This window comes from Enterococcus sp. DIV0008, from assembly GCF_050542615.1.
In the GTDB taxonomy this organism is placed as follows: domain Bacteria; phylum Bacillota; class Bacilli; order Lactobacillales; family Enterococcaceae; genus Enterococcus_D; species Enterococcus_D innesii.
Map to the genome: position 1 here is coordinate 763,571 of NZ_CP172937.1, position 17,782 is coordinate 781,352.

13 protein-coding genes and 1 pseudogene are annotated in these 17,782 nt (G+C 37.3%); 11 read left to right on the top strand and 3 right to left on the bottom strand.

Features of this window, described 5'->3' with window-relative positions; genetic code table 11:
* The first annotated feature begins 259 nt into the window (after window positions 1-259).
* The 5 genes from IGI84_RS03560 (at window position 260) to IGI84_RS03580 (ending at window position 4,886) form a co-directional block, all read left to right on the top strand.
* Window positions 260-1,747 (top strand): helix-turn-helix domain-containing protein, encoded by a 1,488-nt coding sequence (locus IGI84_RS03560; protein ID WP_081119063.1) that lies wholly within the window; start codon window positions 260-262, stop codon window positions 1,745-1,747.
* A 305-nt stretch (window positions 1,748-2,052) separates the two neighbouring features.
* Window positions 2,053-2,433, top strand: coding sequence for a DUF7006 family protein (locus IGI84_RS03565; protein ID WP_077453996.1), 381 nt, complete (start codon window positions 2,053-2,055; stop codon window positions 2,431-2,433).
* A gap of 114 nt (window positions 2,434-2,547) precedes the next feature.
* Window positions 2,548-2,901, top strand: a complete 354-nt coding sequence (locus IGI84_RS03570) for a RidA family protein (protein ID WP_077453995.1) — start codon at window positions 2,548-2,550, stop codon at window positions 2,899-2,901.
* A gap of 530 nt (window positions 2,902-3,431) precedes the next feature.
* Window positions 3,432-3,887, top strand: coding sequence for a hypothetical protein (locus tag IGI84_RS03575; protein ID WP_081119062.1), 456 nt, complete (start codon window positions 3,432-3,434; stop codon window positions 3,885-3,887).
* 189 nt (window positions 3,888-4,076) lie between these two features.
* On the top strand, window positions 4,077-4,886 hold the full coding sequence (locus IGI84_RS03580; protein ID WP_081119061.1) for a MerR family transcriptional regulator: 810 nt from the start codon (window positions 4,077-4,079) through the stop codon (window positions 4,884-4,886).
* Between the two features lie 89 nt (window positions 4,887-4,975).
* On the opposite strand, the gene IGI84_RS03585 is transcribed toward IGI84_RS03580, so the two are convergent.
* Both IGI84_RS03585 and IGI84_RS03590 read right to left on the bottom strand, forming a co-directional pair.
* Window positions 4,976-7,597 (bottom strand): HAD-IC family P-type ATPase, encoded by a 2,622-nt coding sequence (locus tag IGI84_RS03585; RefSeq protein ID WP_081119060.1) that lies wholly within the window; start codon window positions 7,595-7,597, stop codon window positions 4,976-4,978.
* 222 nt (window positions 7,598-7,819) lie between these two features.
* Window positions 7,820-8,140 (bottom strand): DMT family transporter, encoded by a 321-nt coding sequence (locus IGI84_RS03590; RefSeq protein ID WP_077453606.1) that lies wholly within the window; start codon window positions 8,138-8,140, stop codon window positions 7,820-7,822.
* 499 nt (window positions 8,141-8,639) lie between these two features.
* Here IGI84_RS03590 and IGI84_RS03595 point away from each other — a divergent pair, with 499 nt between their 5' ends.
* The 6 genes and pseudogenes from IGI84_RS03595 (at window position 8,640) to IGI84_RS03620 (ending at window position 16,740) form a co-directional block, all read left to right on the top strand.
* Complete coding sequence (locus tag IGI84_RS03595) at window positions 8,640-10,070, top strand: helix-turn-helix domain-containing protein (RefSeq protein ID WP_081119059.1); 1,431 nt, start codon at window positions 8,640-8,642, stop codon at window positions 10,068-10,070.
* Window positions 10,060-10,401: a hypothetical protein gene (locus IGI84_RS03600; RefSeq protein WP_061053836.1), complete on the top strand. Its 342-nt coding sequence runs from the start codon at window positions 10,060-10,062 to the stop codon at window positions 10,399-10,401. Before IGI84_RS03595 ends, IGI84_RS03600 begins: the two co-directional genes overlap by 11 nt.
* Before the next feature lie 85 nt (window positions 10,402-10,486).
* Window positions 10,487-14,386, top strand: coding sequence for a Spy0128 family protein (locus tag IGI84_RS03605; protein WP_430600769.1), 3,900 nt, complete (start codon window positions 10,487-10,489; stop codon window positions 14,384-14,386).
* Between the two features lie 206 nt (window positions 14,387-14,592).
* Window positions 14,593-15,217 (top strand): annotated as a pseudogene (locus tag IGI84_RS03610) (NAD(P)H-dependent oxidoreductase).
* A gap of 179 nt (window positions 15,218-15,396) precedes the next feature.
* The gene (locus IGI84_RS03615; protein WP_081118353.1) at window positions 15,397-15,987 is read left to right on the top strand and encodes a nucleotidyltransferase family protein; all 591 of its coding nucleotides are present in this window, start codon (window positions 15,397-15,399) and stop codon (window positions 15,985-15,987) included.
* Window positions 15,988-16,311: 324 nt separating this feature from the next.
* Window positions 16,312-16,740: a GNAT family N-acetyltransferase gene (locus tag IGI84_RS03620; RefSeq protein ID WP_005225265.1), complete on the top strand. Its 429-nt coding sequence runs from the start codon at window positions 16,312-16,314 to the stop codon at window positions 16,738-16,740.
* An 84-nt stretch (window positions 16,741-16,824) separates the two neighbouring features.
* Here the strand turns inward: IGI84_RS03620 and IGI84_RS03625 are convergent, their stop codons facing one another.
* Window positions 16,825-17,652: a LysR family transcriptional regulator gene (locus tag IGI84_RS03625; protein WP_081118354.1), complete on the bottom strand. Its 828-nt coding sequence runs from the start codon at window positions 17,650-17,652 to the stop codon at window positions 16,825-16,827.
* Window positions 17,653-17,782: the final 130 nt, after the last annotated feature.

Consider the following 17,782-nt stretch of genomic DNA (forward strand, 5'->3'; position numbering starts at 1 on the left):
GCCGTTAAAGAGATGCATTTTATGTGTCTTTTTTTTTGAAATCTCATAGTATCAGCTCTTGTTGAACAATTATAAAACTGATAGGGTTCATACAAGGAGTAAAAATGAGTAACTCAACTGACAGATTATTCTTTTCAATTCTTTTTGTTGGAACTTGACGTACTCATTCACCACTGATACGAGAATTAATACCTACTAAATGAAAATACATGTTTAAAAGAGTATAATTACCTTAAAAAAAAAGTTAAGAGGTAGTGCTATGTATAAGTTTCTTTTAACTAAATTAGACCAAGATGTCTATGAACTATTTGCGTATTTTTTTGAACAGGCGATTGATCGTGAACGATTGAGTGACCTTGCTGACAAAGTAAATCTGTCAAAAAGAAGAATAGCGCTAGTTTTTGAGCGGGCCAGAGACTTACAAAACTCCTATCCTTTTTTTGAGATCGAAATACATGAGGGGAGGGAGTTGACGCTTTATTTTGCTCCCAATTTTTTATTATCCAAGCTCTATTCGGTCATGCTCTCAGAGAGTATGCCATTTCAAATTATAGACAGACTCTTTAGTGATAAATATGTGTCCTTAGAAGAAACCGCCCAACAACACTATGTCAGTAATCGCACCGTTCAAAGAAAACTCAAGGAAATTGAGAGTATCTTAGAAAATTACCAAATCAAACTTAACTTAAAAAGGAAACCACTATTCGTGGGAAAAGAATACCGCATTCGTCATTTTTTCCATATTATGTATTGGCAGATCTATGATGCAACAAATGTCCGTCATTTCGGATTGCCGAAACAGAGCATTCGTTCCTTTAAGGACAAGTTAACGAGTTACCCCAGCTGCTATCGCGGTATTGATCAGGAAAAATTTGTTCAGCTGCTTGCGATAAGTCTTTATCGTTTAAAAAGAGGGTTTCCTGTGAATGAGATTCCTCAGGAGATGAAGGAAATGGTCCATCTCACGATTTCCTTTGAACAATTCAAAGAAGAGCTTATTAAACCATTGTTAAGAGATAACTTGATTCTAAATGACGTTCCAGAAGCAGAATTTTTTTTCTTATATTACATGTTCTCTGTAATGACGACGTATTTACCTGAAGAGATTCCTAGCCATCCATCAATTGACGATCATTTCTCAGAACAAGCACTAGCAACAGCAAGATTATTTGCGGAAACTGCTCAGAAGATTTTTCTTGTACCAGAAGGTGAGACTGACTATCTTCTTGTTAATGCTTTGTACATTCATTCTGTTTCTGTTGTTTTTCCATCGAAAAACAAAATCGATGCTTTTGGAAAAACGACAACGGATAAGGACTATCGCAGAGTCTTTCCAAAGATTTTTCCACTTGTTCAGGAGCTGTATCAAACCCTTACCCAACAAACACCACTCTTTGCTAGTATGTACGCTGGCAATAATCGCTTGTTATTTCAATACAGCATGCTTCTTTCAATTGTAGCAAAGATCGATCGATCGACCGTGCGGATTTTTCATGAATCAAAATTCGGAAAAATCCAAGAAATCAGGCAAAAAGAACGGTTGAAACGCTGGTTTGGCTATACCCTATCTTTCGTTTCTGAGAAACCAGATTTTGTTGTGACCGATTATCCAGTCGATCGACAAGCCTTTCTTGATCAAAATCCGAACGTCCAATTTTTTAAATGGAATAGCTTTCCAACTGGCGATCGTTGGCTAGAACTAATTGAGGCGGTGGAAACATTTCAGAATATGTCCAATCAAAAATAAAAAAGTGATTGATTTATCCAAGTTTCAGCAAACAGTCAGTATTCTCAAATCTGAGAGTATTGACTGTTTTTTCTTTATACCCAGAGGATATAAATTCGTTGAACAGGAGTGTTTCAGGTTCTCTTGAATGCCAACGAAGTTTGGAGGTAAATCAATTAGCTGTATATAACAGGACGTATTTTGTATTTAATCAGTCACATATTGACGCGTTTCCAGCTAAAAACCGTGTGATAATACAGACATACAAAGCTAGAACAATTCCTTTTACATAAGAATCAACAGCTAAAATAAAGGAGGTGCTTACGATGGAGGAACCATTTAAGATCCACACATTGCAAGAATATTTGAACTTTTATATTGAGGAATCTGAACGAATTTTCAGTAAGTATGGGTATTTAAAACTCAAAGAAAAGATTCAAAAAAATTGTTTAGAAGTTCGCAGAGCAATTCAAGAAGTCAATCAAGAAAATTTTTTCGAACAGTTTGCAAGAATCAATACGCTTGAAGCAGAAATTTTGATTATTTTGGAGTGTATTGAGCTGCGGGGAAGTGATAATGTTGTGCCTTTTACTGAAGCGGAAATCTTGCAAGTGGCAAACGAAGACAGCAAGACTTACTTTAAAGAAAGATGTGGGCTGACTTTGACCGCCCCAACCCCGCACTCTTTGCATTTTTCGGTGGATTAGGAATTCATCAGTTGGTATGCCATGGTTGACGATTGAAGTCATACAAGGTCAAGAATAGAACAAGGCAAGTATTAGACAGCGTCTATTACAAAAAGAAATATAAAGGAGAAGCGAATGAAACGATATGATATCAATGAGGATTGGGCACTTTCAGGCGTGATCGAAGCAGGGAATTTTGTTTTTGTTGGCTACTGTGTGGGAAATATCGGACAGTCTATCGAACAACAGATTGTAGGAGCACTGGATCAATTGGAAGAACGCTTGAAATTAGTGGATTTGTCATTAACAGATGTAGTCAAAATGGATGTACTTTTTAAAGATGTTTTTGATATCCCGATTATGGAAAAGATTCTGAAAGAAAAATTCCATAGAAAATTTCCGGTGAGAAAATCGATTCAGACAGCATTTGCTCATTCGGGTGAGGTAGGGATCCTTTTTCAAATCGACGCCATTGCTTTCAAAGGATAACATGTCTGGGAAGCATGGAGGATTCAAAATTCGGTTTAGTTTTTCACCCTTAATCGCAGGAGAACTTGAAAGAACAGGGATTTTTGGCTGTTCCTATAAAAAGGAGTAATAAAAAGGAGGCTGAATATCCAGTCTCCTTTTTTAACCCTCTGTAACCATCTTTTCCTTAGAAATAATTGGAGTGTTCGATTGTTTCAAAGTTTTTTCATTAGGTACCCAAATAGTTTATAAAAATGGTGCACATCAATTTTAGGTAACAAATTATGTAATATTTTTTTATTTTGTTAACACTTTCAGAAACAGATGTATTTATATTCTTTTATTTTCGCTTTATAAAATAGGACTTATTTTGTCTTTTTCGTGACGATTGTTGTCGTGTCCGCAATTGAAAACCATGCAATAATGCAATCATAAGGAATGAGACTACGAACGCATTACATAGCTGTAAGACGGAGTTGTCAAAGGGCAGCTTTTTTTTAATTGGAAAGAGTGTCGTTGATTTCATTTACTTAAACTGAAAGAAGGAAAAAATGATGATACCCGTGAAGAGAGAGCTTTTATCACGTATTTTGGTCAGCTCTTCTGTTTTTATATTAGGCAGTCCCTTGATTACCCAAGTATTTGTCAGTATTCCGGCAGCAGCGGAAACGATCAATACATCACCGACAGAAGAAACGACACTAAGTACTAACGAATTAGTACCTGAACAACAATCAGTCACAGCCGAGCAAGCAGTAGTCGAAGAAACCGTTGATTCAGAAACACAAATAGAAAAAAGCGCAGAAGAACAAGCGTTAGCGGAATCATCACCAGCAAATGATTCTCAATCAGAATCATCCGCAGAGCAAATAGTAGAACAATCCACTGAGGCAGAAGTAACTGAGAGTGGTACAACATCTGATGAGGAGTTGAAAATAAAAGCAGCGGAATCAGACAATTTCCTTTGGTCAGGCAATTGGGGGACGGCGCCAGCTGAAATGGAATAGAGTACTGACGAAGTAGGAGACTACTGATTATTTCCAATACTAATTTTGGAAAATTATCAGTAGTCTTTTTGTTACGATTTGAATCTTGCCCGAGTACTGACAAACACCAAAAATTTTGACTGCTTTAATACAAAAACTCCTTCGTTTTCTGTAGAAAACTATGATATGATTTTGTGACAGAGACACGCTATGAAAGATAGGGATGGAATGATGAAGATAAAACAAGTGAGTGAAAATTATGATATTACACCGCATACTCTTAGATACTATGAACAGATTGGTTTATTGTCACCCAACTATACTGAGAATGGCTATCGAGATTACTCATACGAGGATATTGAGCGATTAAATACCATTAGAGATCTGCGTTTTTTCGATGTGTCACTTGAGGAAATTAAGAACTACTTGGATACAAAGAATAAAGCGTTGACTAAAGAAATCCTGCATTTCGAGATGGAGCAATTAGAAGACAGAATCCATGCGTTAAAAGAGAAACAAGATTTGTTAAAAGAGCGAATTGACTTGCTTGTCTATGCTGAAAAAAAGCAAAACCATGAAATTGAACGTACTTTTTATGAAGAACGCTACCTTGTTTTAAGCCAAGAAAAAGATACGTTGGGGAAAGACCTATACTTTGAACTTAAGCGCCTGCACAAACAATTTGAAAAAGAACTCCATGCCAACAATCAAAATGTTTTCGGAACGATTTTACTGCCGCACGAAGACGCATTTAGGCATCAAGTTTTCTATTGTCTGACAAACGATTTAGCAGATGAGAAGGCATTTACCATGCCGGCAGGAGAGTATCTCGCTATTTATTATACAGGCACGTATAAGCAGCGCTTAGCTGCTTTAGCAGAACTAAACAGTTACCTAAAGAAAAATAGACTGGTCGCGAAAGGGAATTTTTATGAGTTCTACTTGATTGATTTTCATGAGACGAATTTACCGGAAGAATACGTGAGTAAAATAGAAATTCTCCTTGATCAACCCGATTAAAACGGGATCGATCAAGGAGAAACGTATCTATTGGTACTTAGTGATTCAGCAAGTTTATCGATAAGATAACTTATGAAATGGAGCTGTTCTTATTTCTCTACTTTGGTATCCATTGAGTAGGCGGGAACATTTTCCTTTAGAATGACTCGTGTTACGTGCTTTTCGGATTCTACTAACAAGAAAAGTAGAGTTGCTGGGAGAACACTGATAAGCAATTCGGATAAAGTTAAAGAGGTGGTCTGTAGGATACTTTGCAATGGTGAAAAGTAGACCATTCCTAATTGGAGAATTGCCATAACAAGTAATGAGTAAATCAAGGCTTTATTCTGCTTGATTTTGTTACTGAAGGCTGAATCCGTGATCTCACGACAGTTGATCATGTAAAAAGCTTGACCGAAAACGATCGCATTGATCAAAACGGTTTGTCTGACAGCTTCGTCGCTGAATGCATTCATCGTTAGAAAGCCGAAGAAGGTCAAGAGTAGGCCAACATAAACGATTCGAAAGAGTGTATATTTGGAAATGATTTTTTCTTTCATATCTCGAGGTGCACGATTCATGATCATTTTGTGAGCTGGTTCAAAACCTAACGCATAGGAGAGTGTAATTGACGCAACTAGATTTAACCAAAGAATCTGCACTGTACTTAGTGGTAAAGGGAGATTTCCCAACATAGAGACGATCAGCAAAAGCCCTTGGGCTAGACAGGTTGGCAAATAGAAGAGGATCGTCTTTTTTAAGTTATCAAAAATTCGACGGCCTTCTTTGATTGCTTTTGCAATCGTTTCAAAATTATCGTCAATGAGGATCATGTCGGCAGCTTGTTTACTAACATCGCTTCCTTTAATTCCCATGGCGATCCCTACATCTGCTTTTCTAAGTGCGGGTGCGTCATTGACCCCATCACCAGTCATTCCAACGATTTCGCCTTGTTCTTGTAAATAAGTAACGATCATAAGCTTATGCTCAGGTGTCGTTCGGGCAAAAATATTCGTATTTTTTACCACTCTTTGCCACTCATCTGTGGATAAACAATCCAGTTCAGTTCCAGTGATTGCCCGTTCAGAATGGTCGATTCCTAATTTTTTGGCAATCGCTTTTGCGGTCGTTGGGTGATCTCCGGTGATCATTACGACTCTGACGCCGGCTTTTTTACAATCTGCTACCGCTTCGATCGCTGATTCTTTTGCTGGGTCAATAATGCCAGCTAATCCGATGATTACGAGTTCGTCCATCTCCTCATGAGTCAATTCTGTCGTTGTATCTACATCCTTATAAGCAAACGCGATCACTCGTTGTCCCTCTGAAGCAAAAGCCAAGTTGATCTTTTCCCACTGTGCATGATCAAACTCCGCTATCTGCCCATCAATATGTGCTGCAGTCGCTTTATTTAAAACGATATCTGGAGCACCCTTTACAAAAATCCGCTTTTTCCCATTGATCAGGTGGCTTGTTGCCATATACTTATATTTTGAGTCAAAAGGTAATGTTTCTAGACTCTTGATCCGCGGTGTACCAATACGATTGGTCCAACGTAATAACGCTAATTCTGTTGCATTTCCGGTCACTGGACAGTGGCGATCATCGAAACTTTGTGTTTCTTGACAGTTTTGCATGATTTTGGCTAGCAGTTCATTGTTCGAAGGATCTGCTTGGTCTTCATGACCAAGCACTGTTACCTGATTATTAGAAAATACATTGGTAAGTGTCATATCGTTTTTGGTCAAAGTACCTGTTTTATCAGAACAGATGACTGTCATTGAGCCAAGTGTTTCGACAGTAGGCAGTCCCTTTACGATTGCATTTTGATCCGACATATTTTTCACGCCGGAAGACAAAATAATCGTCAAAATAGAAGGCAATCCCTCAGGAATAGAAGAAACGATCAAAGCAATGATTGCTGACACGATATACATCGGACTCATGCCATAAATGAAGTAGCTGATCAATCCTAATAAGAAGATAAAGACGCCGATCCCTTTAAAAATAGCATGATTCATTTCGTTCACTTTTTTCAATAAAGGGGTTTCTTTCACTTCAATGGTTGCTAAAGAAGCATTGATTTTACCAATCTCAGTGTCCGAACCAATTTCAACAACGATCCCTTTTCCAGTTCCTGACTGAACTTGGGTACCCGAATACGCCATATTGGTTCGTTCAGCAAGTGCTATTTGCCCCTCTAAACGAGCAGTTGTCTTTACGACTGCGTCAGGCTCTCCAGTTAGAATCGATTCATCGATTTTTAGTTCATTCACGGTTTCCATACGCAAATCAGCAGGAATAATATCACCCGGTGCTAAATAAACGAGGTCCCCTGGAATCAAATCTTCTGCATCGATTGAAAGACGTCCGTTTTCAGATTCGACTGTCGCCTTTGAACTAAGTAATTTTGAAATGCTAGATAGTGAATCATCTGCTTTTCTCTCTTGGTAATAACCAATCATTGCGTTTAAAACGACCACTAGTAAAACGATCGCTCCTTCAATTAGACTTCCCGTCATAAATTTTAAAACAGCTGCACCGATCAAGACATACATTAACGCATCGTGGAAGTAAGATAGAAACTTCTTCCATTCGGGTGTCTTTTCTGATGCTTGTAATTTATTTTTCCCGTGTTTTTCTTGATACGCTTTACGTACCTCATTTGTGACAAGCGTCTCACTTGTCGCTGACTGCACCTTGTCAATATCCAAATTATGCCATTGTTTCATTATTTTCCCTCCGTTTTCTTTACATGAATAGCATAAAGGTTAGAGTGACTATAAGGTCAAATGTTTTTTGAAAATATTTTGTACCTATAGGCTAATTGCAAAAAAATCTTTAGATGGGCTGAAAAAGGCGATTTGGATCCGGGTTTCGTTCTAGGAGTCAAGGCGCTTGATTGATGAAGGTACCTACAAAAAGGCTAGCAAAACTATTATCAAAGGGCTAAATCAGTGGCCACTGGTAAACTTGATGCCCAAAATACCAACTATTAATAAGATGACGAAAACCCAAGTCAGGAGAGACAGCTGGTCTTTAAAGAACACGACCCCCACAATAATCGATCCCACCGCGCCGATCCCTGTCCAAACAGGATAAGCGATACTTAATGGTAGATTTTTGACCGCTAAAGCCAAGAAGCCAAAACTGAAAATCATTCCGATGACCGTTGAAAAACTGTACCAAAAGTGGCTAAACCCGTTGCTCAGTTTCATGGTAGATGCCCATACCACCTCAAAAAATCCTCCTAAAAATAAATAAATCCATGTCATAATTTGTTCTCCTCCTCAAAAAAAATAAGCATTCAGTAAACTCTTCAAGGACCTAATGAGTTTACCAAACACTTCTATCACCCGGTGGTGGTTTGGATATTCAATTAATGTAACAATAATAAAATATTAGTTGAAAAGAGGCGAAATGTCAACGATAAGCGAAGTCAGCTATCAAGTTTTTTTCAAGAACGAAAGGTAATTTTGTCGTCTAGATAGCCAAGGAAATCAAGGTTCAATCAGTTTGTCTTTGACTAGCCATTAAGTTATTTTTTAGCAAGTAATTAATAATAGTTGTAAAAAGAAAAGATGTTAGGAAAACTAGTTATTAATCATACGTAAAGTTATATTATCAATTCTTAATTTAGATTCTAATCAAAAGATCCAATTCAAAATTACTATATTTTTCTAATAAATAAAAAAAATAAGCAATTTTGTTTAAAAAAGCTTATACTACTTTTTGACTAATCTTGTAAACTTATATAGGGGAGGGCGTATTTCTATGTTGTCAGAAGAACTATTGATTGATAGGTATCGTTATGAGTGGGTAATTCTTAAATACATAGAGAATTATAAAAATCATTATTGTACAGTTTCAGAATTAAGTAAGATTTTGGCTATTTCTAGCTATAAAGTTGAAACTTACATAGATGAATTGAATACGTATTTGAGCTTAATTTCCAAGGATACTGCAATTTGTATCAAAAAATCAGGAGAAATCACTTGTGCTAATCTCGACTACGTAACGGTAAAGAAAATAAGAATTAAGTTTATGAAAATTTGTGAACTTTTTAATATTTTGGATAATTTTTTCATTAATGAGATTCCTATGAAAAAGCAAGTTGCTTTGCTTCACAGCAGCCAGACAGCTAGCTATGTGAAGTTTCGCCATTTAAAGTCTTTATTAAATGAAGAAAACATTTTGATTAAAAAGAGCAGAATTATTGGGAATGAGTTGAGCGTACGCAGTATATTTTTTAGTACTTACTATGAATTATTTAACGGCATTGAAAATCCTTTTCCAAAAGAAATCCGTCAAATGACCGATAAAATTATAAAGCAATTTTCATCACAATATATAGTAACTATCCCCAAAACAAAAGAAATAAAACTAGCAATCTTTATTAGTATTTGGTTCATTCGAATAAAAAATAAACATTTTATACAAGAGAATTATGTGGACTATGCGAAAAATGATTTCACGAAGTGGTTGAAAAAAGCGATAAACAGTGACTCTTCGATCGACGATGAGCAGTTAGAGAATGAAATTGGTTATTTTTTGATGTTCTGTCATTTTGAAATCGACAATGAACAATTCGTTACGAAGTTTAGGACATTTGATTTGTATCAAGAAGCAGTTAAGTTAACTCAAAAATTTATTTCTATGTTTTTTGACACATTCAGTTATGAAATAAAAGATGATTTTATAGAGAAGGAACTAACAAATATACATATTAAATGGTTAGTTTATCGCTTTAAAAATCAGTCATTCATTATCAAAGGGAAGTTTAATTATTTTCAGGAAACCAATCCAGCAATTGATAAATTTATTCAGGATTTTTTTCGGGAAATAGAAAAATCCACTTTTTTCCAATCTGATTCCGAGAAAAACAAGCTTTATTATGACTATCTTTTCTTATTAGTTACGCAGCTACCCATGGAAAAAATTGAGACACCTTTAAATATCTGTATTGATTTTTCTCATGGGAATAATTACAACAGCTATATAAAAATGATGCTACAGTCGTTACAATCGATGAATCTTATCTTTGAAGCCAAAATTAGTAATAATACCAAGTTATTTCTTTCGGACTGTGCCATGGATAAATTGAACTGTGAACAACTTATTTGGAAAAAACCGCCAACATCTAATGATTGGAAGGAACTGGGAGAGTTGCTAGTAAAACTAAAGGAGGTAGCTTTTGAAAGATAAATATTTTTCATGGGTAGTTTTGCCCTTTTTTCTAATCAATCAATTGAGTTTTTTGCCTAGCGAACATATGAAAGAAGAAGAACCTGTATACGCGTTTGAAGTAGGTTCCAATGAGAATGAAATCGTCGTTGAGAATGATTCAGAAAAATTAGCAAAATACAGAAAACAAAAGGAAAATTTCCTCTCAATTGAGCAACAATTAACAATGTTAACGGAACAACCTTATTTGCCTTCAAATGAGAAACCCATTTATTTAGGAAAAATTTTAGAAAGCATGTCTGGAGGAATTTTATATGGAAGAAAGTACACGGAATATTTACATAAAAGATAGTAGTTGAAATAGATGAATCTTATAGCGACGGTATAAAAATGTCAGTATGCAACACATTAATAGTATAGAAAAGGAATCGGTGAATATGAAAAGAAGAATTTCTACTTATTTTAGCCTTTTAGTAATTGTAACATCTATCTTAGTTGCGCCATTGCACGCGATTGCTGAAATGAGTATTGGTGAAACCCAAGCTACACAAGCCACAAGTGAGACGAGTGATGTAACAAATAGAACAAGTGAGTCTCAAAGTGAAACATCAACCACCATATCAAGTGGATCGGTAGAATCTACAGATTTACAGAACACAGAGGTACAATCAGATCTTAAATCAGAAACTTTACAGACTTCGGAGAAACAATCAAGAGCGCCAACCATTGCTCCATTTTCAGCAGTTGATGATGTGATCACTTCCTTTAGTATCACGGATGAAAATGGAGATCCTCTGACGGAAGCTGTTGGACAGTGGGAGACATTTCGAATCAATGGGACGTTTGATCTACCAAATAACCAAGTAAAAGAAGGAGATACGACAACGATCACCTTACCGTCTGAACTTAGATTTGGTAGTAACGAATCGTTTGAACTAAAAGATTCGAATGGAAACATCGTCGCCAATGCAACCGTTCTGTCAGATTCAAAACAGATTATTCTGACCTATACAGATTATGCAGAAACCCATTCAGATATACATGGCTCTTTTTATTTTTACGCGGGCGTTGATTCAACAATTGTTCAAGAGGAACAGACAATCACGACGACGATTGATGTTGAAGGAACGACCTTTCCAATTGAAATTGGTTATGCTGGTATAGATACAACCACATATCCTTTAACGAAATCTGGTTGGTTTACAGACGGAAGTGATCAAACGATTCAATATTATGTTGCAATCAATCGAAGTAGCGGTAATTATCCTGATGCTACGATCACCGATGCGATAAATAGTCAGGCTGTCACTTATGTTCCAGGTTCGTTCATTATTTATAAAGGAAAGTGGCAATTAAATGCTGCTGGAAATGATTGGGAATTAGTAAATCGTGTCAACGTGACTGGAGATTATGAAATCAATATTTCTAGTGATCAACGATCATTCTCAATAGATTTTGGAGATATTGGTAGTGAAGATCAATATGCAATTTACTATAAAGCAGAACTAGCCTATACACCTGTTGATGGAGAGAATGTCGTTAATACGGCTGTATTGACATCAAATGACGTAGTGATAAAGGATGGCGTTGCCTATACAAATTACCAAAAAGGAGGAGGCGAAGCCGAAGGATATAATTACACGGTAAGTATTCTTAAAACGAATGAATCAGGGGAAGTTCTTTCTGGTGCACAATTTGAAGTTCTACGTGAGTCAACGGGACAAGTTGTAGGAAAATTGACAACAGATGACGAGGGGCGAGCTTCTATCAATGATCTTCTGAAGGATAATTATACGATAAAGGAAATAAAAGCTCCTGCGGGTTATGAATTATTGGATCAGGTACTAACTGTTACCCCAAGCGACTTTGGCAACGATAAAGAAGTGACGAAAACTGTTGTAAACAAGAAAATAGAAAAACCTGTCGCTTTGACTCTAGAAGCAAGTAAAGAACTAACTGGCAAAGCACTAAGTGCGGATGAATTTCAATTCCAGCTGTTGGATGAGCAAGGAGAAGTGCTCCAAACTAAGAGCAATGATGCCAACGGAAAAATTTACTTCGATGCAATCGACTATGACCAAGCAGGGACATACAAGTATACGATCCGAGAAGTCGCAGGGACAGATAGCACGATCACCTATGATGACACAGTCTATCATGTAACCGTAAATGTGGAGGATCAAGCGGGGCAATTAGTGGCAAGTCCAAGCTATGAAGGTAGTGCTGTTTTTAAAAATAGCTATACTCCCGCAAAAGGAAGTGCGGTTCTAGAAGCAAGCAAAGAACTAACTGGCAAAGCACTAAGTGCGGATGAATTTCAATTCCAGCTGTTGGATGAGCAAGGAGAAGTGCTCCAAACTAAGAGCAATGATGCCAACGGAAAAATTTACTTCGATGCAATCGACTATGACCAAGCAGGGACATACAAGTATACGATCCGAGAAGTCGCAGGGACAGATAGCACGATCACCTATGATGACACAGTCTATCATGTAACCGTAAATGTGGAGGATCAAGCGGGGCAATTAGTGGCAAGTCCAAGCTATGAAGGTAGTGCTGTTTTTAAAAATAGCTATACTCCCGCAAAAGGAAGTGCGGTTCTAGAAGCAAGCAAAGAACTAACTGGCAAAGCACTAAGTGCGGATGAATTTCAATTCCAGCTGTTGGATGAGCAAGGGGAAGTGCTCCAAACTAAAAGCAATGATGCCAACGGAAAAATTTATTTTGATGCAATCGACTATGACCAAGCAGGGACATACAAGTATACGATCCGAGAAGTCGCAGGGACAGATAGCACGATCACCTATGATGACACAGTCTATCATGTAACCGTAAATGTGGGGGATCAAGCGGGGCAATTAGTGGCAAGTCCAAGTTATGAAGGTAGTGCTGTTTTTAAAAATAGCTATAATCCCGCAAAAGGAAGTGCGGTTCTAGAAGCAAGTAAAGAACTAACTGGCAAAGCACTAAGTGCAGATGAATTTCAATTCCAGCTGTTGGATGAGCAAGGGGAAGTGCTCCAAACTAAGAGCAATGATGCCAGTGGGAAAATTTATTTTGATGCAATCGACTATGACCAAGCAGGGACATACAAGTATACGATCCGAGAAGTCGCAGGAACAGATAACACGATCACCTATGATGACACGGTCTATCATGTAACCGTAAATGTGGAGGATCAATCGGGGCAATTAGTGGCAAGTCCAAGCTATGAAGGCAGTGCTGTTTTTAAAAATAGCTATAATCCCGCAAAAGGGAGTGCGGTTCTAGAAGCAAGTAAAGAACTAACTGGCAAAGCACTAAGTGCGGATGAATTTCAATTCCAGCTGTTGGATGAGCAAGGGGAAGTGCTCCAAACTAAGAGCAATGATGCCAACGGAAAAATTTACTTCGATGCAATCAACTATGACCAAGCTGGCACATACAAGTATACGATTCGTGAAGTCGCAGGAACAGATAACACGATCACCTATGATGACACGGTCTATCATGTAACCGTAAATGTGGAGGATCAATCGGGGCAATTAGTGGCAAGTCCAAGTTATGAAGGTAGTGCTGTTTTTAAAAATAGCTATAATCCCGCAAAAGGGAGTGCGGTTCTAGAAGCAAGCAAAGAACTAACTGGCAAAGCACTAAGTGCAGATGAATTTCAATTCCAACTGTTGGATGAGCAAGGGGAAGTGCTCCAAACCAAGACCAATGATGCCAACGGAAAAATTTACTTCGATGCAATCGACTATGACCAAGTAGGGACATACAAGTATACGATCCGAGAAGTCGCAGGGACAGATAGCACGATCACCTACGATGATACAGTCTACCACGTGACCGTGAAAGTGGAAGACCAAACGGGGCAATTAGTGGCAAGTCCAGCGTACCAAGAATCGATTATTTTCAAGAATACTTATGTATCACCAAAACTTGGGAAAGTAACTCTGAAAAAAGTAGACAGTGAAACAGGAAAGCTACTGGCAAATGCAGAGTTTGAGCTGCGAGATTCGAAAGGAAATATTGTACAGAAAAAAATAGTTACAAATAAAGATGGAAAAGTTGAGATAAGCAATTTAGACATAGGAGAATATCAGTTAGTTGAAACTAAAGCGCCAGATGGGTATCAAATCGATAAAACCCCTATCAAATTTTCAATAAATGATCGTTCAATTAAAGCAACCAGGGAAAAAGTGTTGGAGAAAGAAAATGATAAACTGAAGAAATCGAATAATGAGACATTACCTAAGACAGGAGAGGTTTTCAATCCATTATATGGTTTAATTGGATCAATTTTGATCTTTATTTTCGCACTGTTGGTTTTAAAAAATAAAAAAAGTAAGAACTAGTTTTACTCGTGTTTGATTAAACACATACGAAGAATTGAATTCGTATAGAGTTAATACCAATAACTTTGGAATACAGTTCTTTGATAGATAGGTACTATTTTTAAGGAAGAAGTTGATAAATTCACTTCTTCTTTTTTTACTATATGATCTTTCTTTAAGATATGAGATGATTAGTGAACCAAAAAGTTTACACTAAGGAGCATAAAATGAAGGTATTGATTGTTAATGGCCATCCTGATAAAGCAAGTTTTTGTTCAGAGATATACAAAGTGTATAAAGAAAATATTGATGCGAGTAGTCACGATATTGCTCATTTAAATTTAGGAGAACTATTTTTTGATCCAGTATTACGCTATGGTTACCGCACACGTATGACTGTTGACCCAATCATAGAAGAATCGCAAAAACTGATTCAATGGGCTGATCATCTTGTTTTTATATATCCTATTTGGTGGAGCTCCATGCCGAGCCTCCTAAAAGGATGGATTGACCGAGTCTTCACACCAGGTATCGCTTATTCCTCGAATTACTCTGGATTTTTCTTAATAAACTACATACGCGGAAGACAATTCAAGAAGCTTTTAAGTGGCCGAACTGCCGACATTATTGTAACGAGTATGGCTCCTACCTTTTTCTATAAAATATTTAGCGGTCCAATTAGCGTTCCTGATAGTTACGGTATATCTGTATTAAAAAATGCAGTTCTGAGTCATTGTGGAATAAAAACAAAAAAAAATTCTTGTGCTGGGAAATATGAGAAGAGAAAGTAATACGATAAAAACAAGGATGAAATTTTTACAAGCAGTTGAAAAAAGAGCAAAAGGTCTATAGAAGTTAAGTAGATGGTATGCTAATTCCAAATTTAGCGGAGGCAAATCTTTTTATGAGTTACATTTATAATTCAATAGTGCTTTGTGCAACCAATATGTATTAAGTGAAATTTAATGTGAAAAACCGAAACGAAAAGATTAGGATAAACAGTTTAGAAAACTTCAGATAGGAGAAGAACAATGTATCAGTATGAGGCTCTGAGCATCCAAGAAACGGAATTAAACAAAATTTTGGAAAAAGATAATGCACTTTACAAGATCATTAGAGATGTTTCGGCTTTAGGTATTCCAAACCTTTATGTTGGCGGAGGAAGTGTCACGCAGTCTGTATGGAATCATCTTTTTTCTAAACCCATCGGTTACGGAATAAGTGATGTGGATATTGTTTATTTTGACACAGATTTGAGTCTAGAGAAAGAACGAATGGTACTAGAACAAATAGTGAAAACTACTAAACAAAATCAATATGCGCTGGATGTAAAGAATGAGGCAAGGGTGCACCTATGGTATGAAGAAGAATTCGGCTTTTCTATTCCCGCATATACCTCTACTGAAGAAGCAATCAGTACTTGGCCCAGTACTGCAACTTCGATCGGTGTTTTTTTCGATCAGGAAAATAAGCTCCAGATTTTTGCTCCTTATGGCATGTATGACCTCTTTTCTGGGGTAGTAAGACCAAACAAAGCGATGATTTCTCGGGAAGTTTATGAAAAAAAAGCTGAGAAGTGGGGGGCGAAATGGCCAGGACTTACGGTGATTGGCTGGCAGTAATGAATGCTTAGAAAAAATTTTTTTCGATTGTTTCTACTATAGCATCATCCGTCCCTATGCTCACTAAGCAATAACATATTGAATACTATTAGCTAATTTACACCTGATCCCTCCCTTACAAGATGTGCAATAGTCTCTCCGTTGTTTCAGTAAAAAAGGGTGAAACTAAGAAGACTGTTTGCCGTTTTTCATTCATTTCTTGTTTGAATCTCAGTTCGTGTACTTTTATCGTGTTTCACACTAGCAATGCAGAACGAGCGTTTCTTGACAAATAAGCATTCAAAAAATATAGTTGAGTCAAAAGCTGTAAGACGGGAGAATACTATGAAAATTAGAGCCGCAGCATTGTCTGATCATAAAGAACTGACTCATTTGTCGAAAGTACTAGGCTATCCAATCGAAGAAGAAGTATTGATCGAAGGCCTAAAGAGAATTTTAGCTGAGGAGGATCATCTCTTGCTTGTTGCCGAAATAAAGGGTAAAGCAGTTGGGATGATTGAAGCACAGCCGTATTCAACAGTTTATTCTGCTGGGCAATTTTTTAATGTCCTAGGTTTGGTAGTGGATGATCAAGTGCAAAAGCAAGGCGTTGGCGGGAAACTACTGTCGGCAATTGAAGAAGAAGCCCGACAGCGAGGAATGCAAGGCATTCGATTAAATTCGAATGTCAAACGCCATGCTGCCCACAGGTTTTATGAAAACCATGGCTATCATAGCAGTCATGAACAGAAACGGTTTATCAAGGAATTATAAAAATACAAAGACGCTGGAGGAGTGACAAACGACACTCCAGCGTCTTTTTTTGTATTCACTTTAATTGGTTCAAAAGACTAATATTTATGGAATCAAAGCCAACAACAGTCGTTTAATCTCCTCATAAACCTCTCCGGTTTCCGGTGTCACACGCTGACGATTTTGAATGATAAAAAGATCGCGATAGCGGTACTCTGGATCAAGTTCCTGCCAAGGCAACTCTTCTGGTAATGAGAGTTTCGAAATGATCGATTTGCCGATGTTTTGTTTTAGGAGGGACAAAATCACTTCACTGTTATTGGCTTTGATGATTTGCGGATTTAGGTGCTGTGCGTATAGATAGGTTTCGTTAATGTAGTACATCCCCGAGTCGTTTTCCCGCAAGACCCAAAAATCAGAAGCGAGGTTGCCTGCTAACACCAATTCATCACGATAAACGAATTCTTTTTGGATCAATGGCGAAACGATTGATTTTTCAATCAGGCCGATATGGGCTTTGTTTGATTCGACGGCATCGATCACTTCTTGGGAATTCATGATTTTGATTTCAAAGGCAAACGTTGGAAATTCTGCAATCAGCTGCGCCATGATGCTGGGCAGTAAGTAAACAGCGGTGGTATTCGAACAAGCGAGCACACACTCTGTTTTAAAATTTTTGGCGTCTTTGGCTTGCGAAAAAATAGTGGACAATGAGCGGAGAGACTCGACCACACGAGGATACAAAAACTCCGCTTGGCTGGTGGGTAAAATCAATTGTTTTCCTTTACGTTCAAAAAGCTTGAAGCCAAGTTCCGCCTCTAAGCGTTGGATTTGTAAGGAGATCGTTGGCTGAGTTTTATAGAGCTGTTTGGCGGCAAGACTAAAGTTTCTCGTTTCATAAACAACAATGAAGGTTTTGAGCAATTCAATCATTTTGCGGACTCCTTTATTATTAATAATATTTATAATTAGTATTTAAAAGTACAATTTTACAAATAGTTAGCAGGTGATTATAGTATAAGTGTAGAGAAAAAAGAAAGCAAATTTAATTGAAATTTTCATA

Bases quoted from the DNA above. Each gene is read 5' to 3' on its own strand.
- IGI84_RS03560 (WP_081119063.1), top strand. From the start codon at position 260: ATGTATAAGTTTCTTTTAACTAAATTAGACCAAGATGTCTATGAACTA.
- IGI84_RS03565 (WP_077453996.1), top strand. From the start codon at position 2,053: ATGGAGGAACCATTTAAGATCCACACATTGCAAGAATATTTGAACTTT.
- IGI84_RS03570 (WP_077453995.1), top strand. From the start codon at position 2,548: ATGAAACGATATGATATCAATGAGGATTGGGCACTTTCAGGCGTGATC.
- IGI84_RS03575 (WP_081119062.1), top strand. From the start codon at position 3,432: ATGATGATACCCGTGAAGAGAGAGCTTTTATCACGTATTTTGGTCAGC.
- IGI84_RS03580 (WP_081119061.1), top strand. From the start codon at position 4,077: ATGAAAGATAGGGATGGAATGATGAAGATAAAACAAGTGAGTGAAAAT.
- IGI84_RS03585 (WP_081119060.1), bottom strand. From the start codon at position 7,597: ATGAAACAATGGCATAATTTGGATATTGACAAGGTGCAGTCAGCGACA.
- IGI84_RS03590 (WP_077453606.1), bottom strand. From the start codon at position 8,140: ATGACATGGATTTATTTATTTTTAGGAGGATTTTTTGAGGTGGTATGG.
- IGI84_RS03595 (WP_081119059.1), top strand. From the start codon at position 8,640: ATGTTGTCAGAAGAACTATTGATTGATAGGTATCGTTATGAGTGGGTA.
- IGI84_RS03605 (WP_430600769.1), top strand. From the start codon at position 10,487: ATGAAAAGAAGAATTTCTACTTATTTTAGCCTTTTAGTAATTGTAACA.
- IGI84_RS03615 (WP_081118353.1), top strand. From the start codon at position 15,397: ATGTATCAGTATGAGGCTCTGAGCATCCAAGAAACGGAATTAAACAAA.
- IGI84_RS03620 (WP_005225265.1), top strand. From the start codon at position 16,312: ATGAAAATTAGAGCCGCAGCATTGTCTGATCATAAAGAACTGACTCAT.
- IGI84_RS03625 (WP_081118354.1), bottom strand. From the start codon at position 17,652: ATGATTGAATTGCTCAAAACCTTCATTGTTGTTTATGAAACGAGAAAC.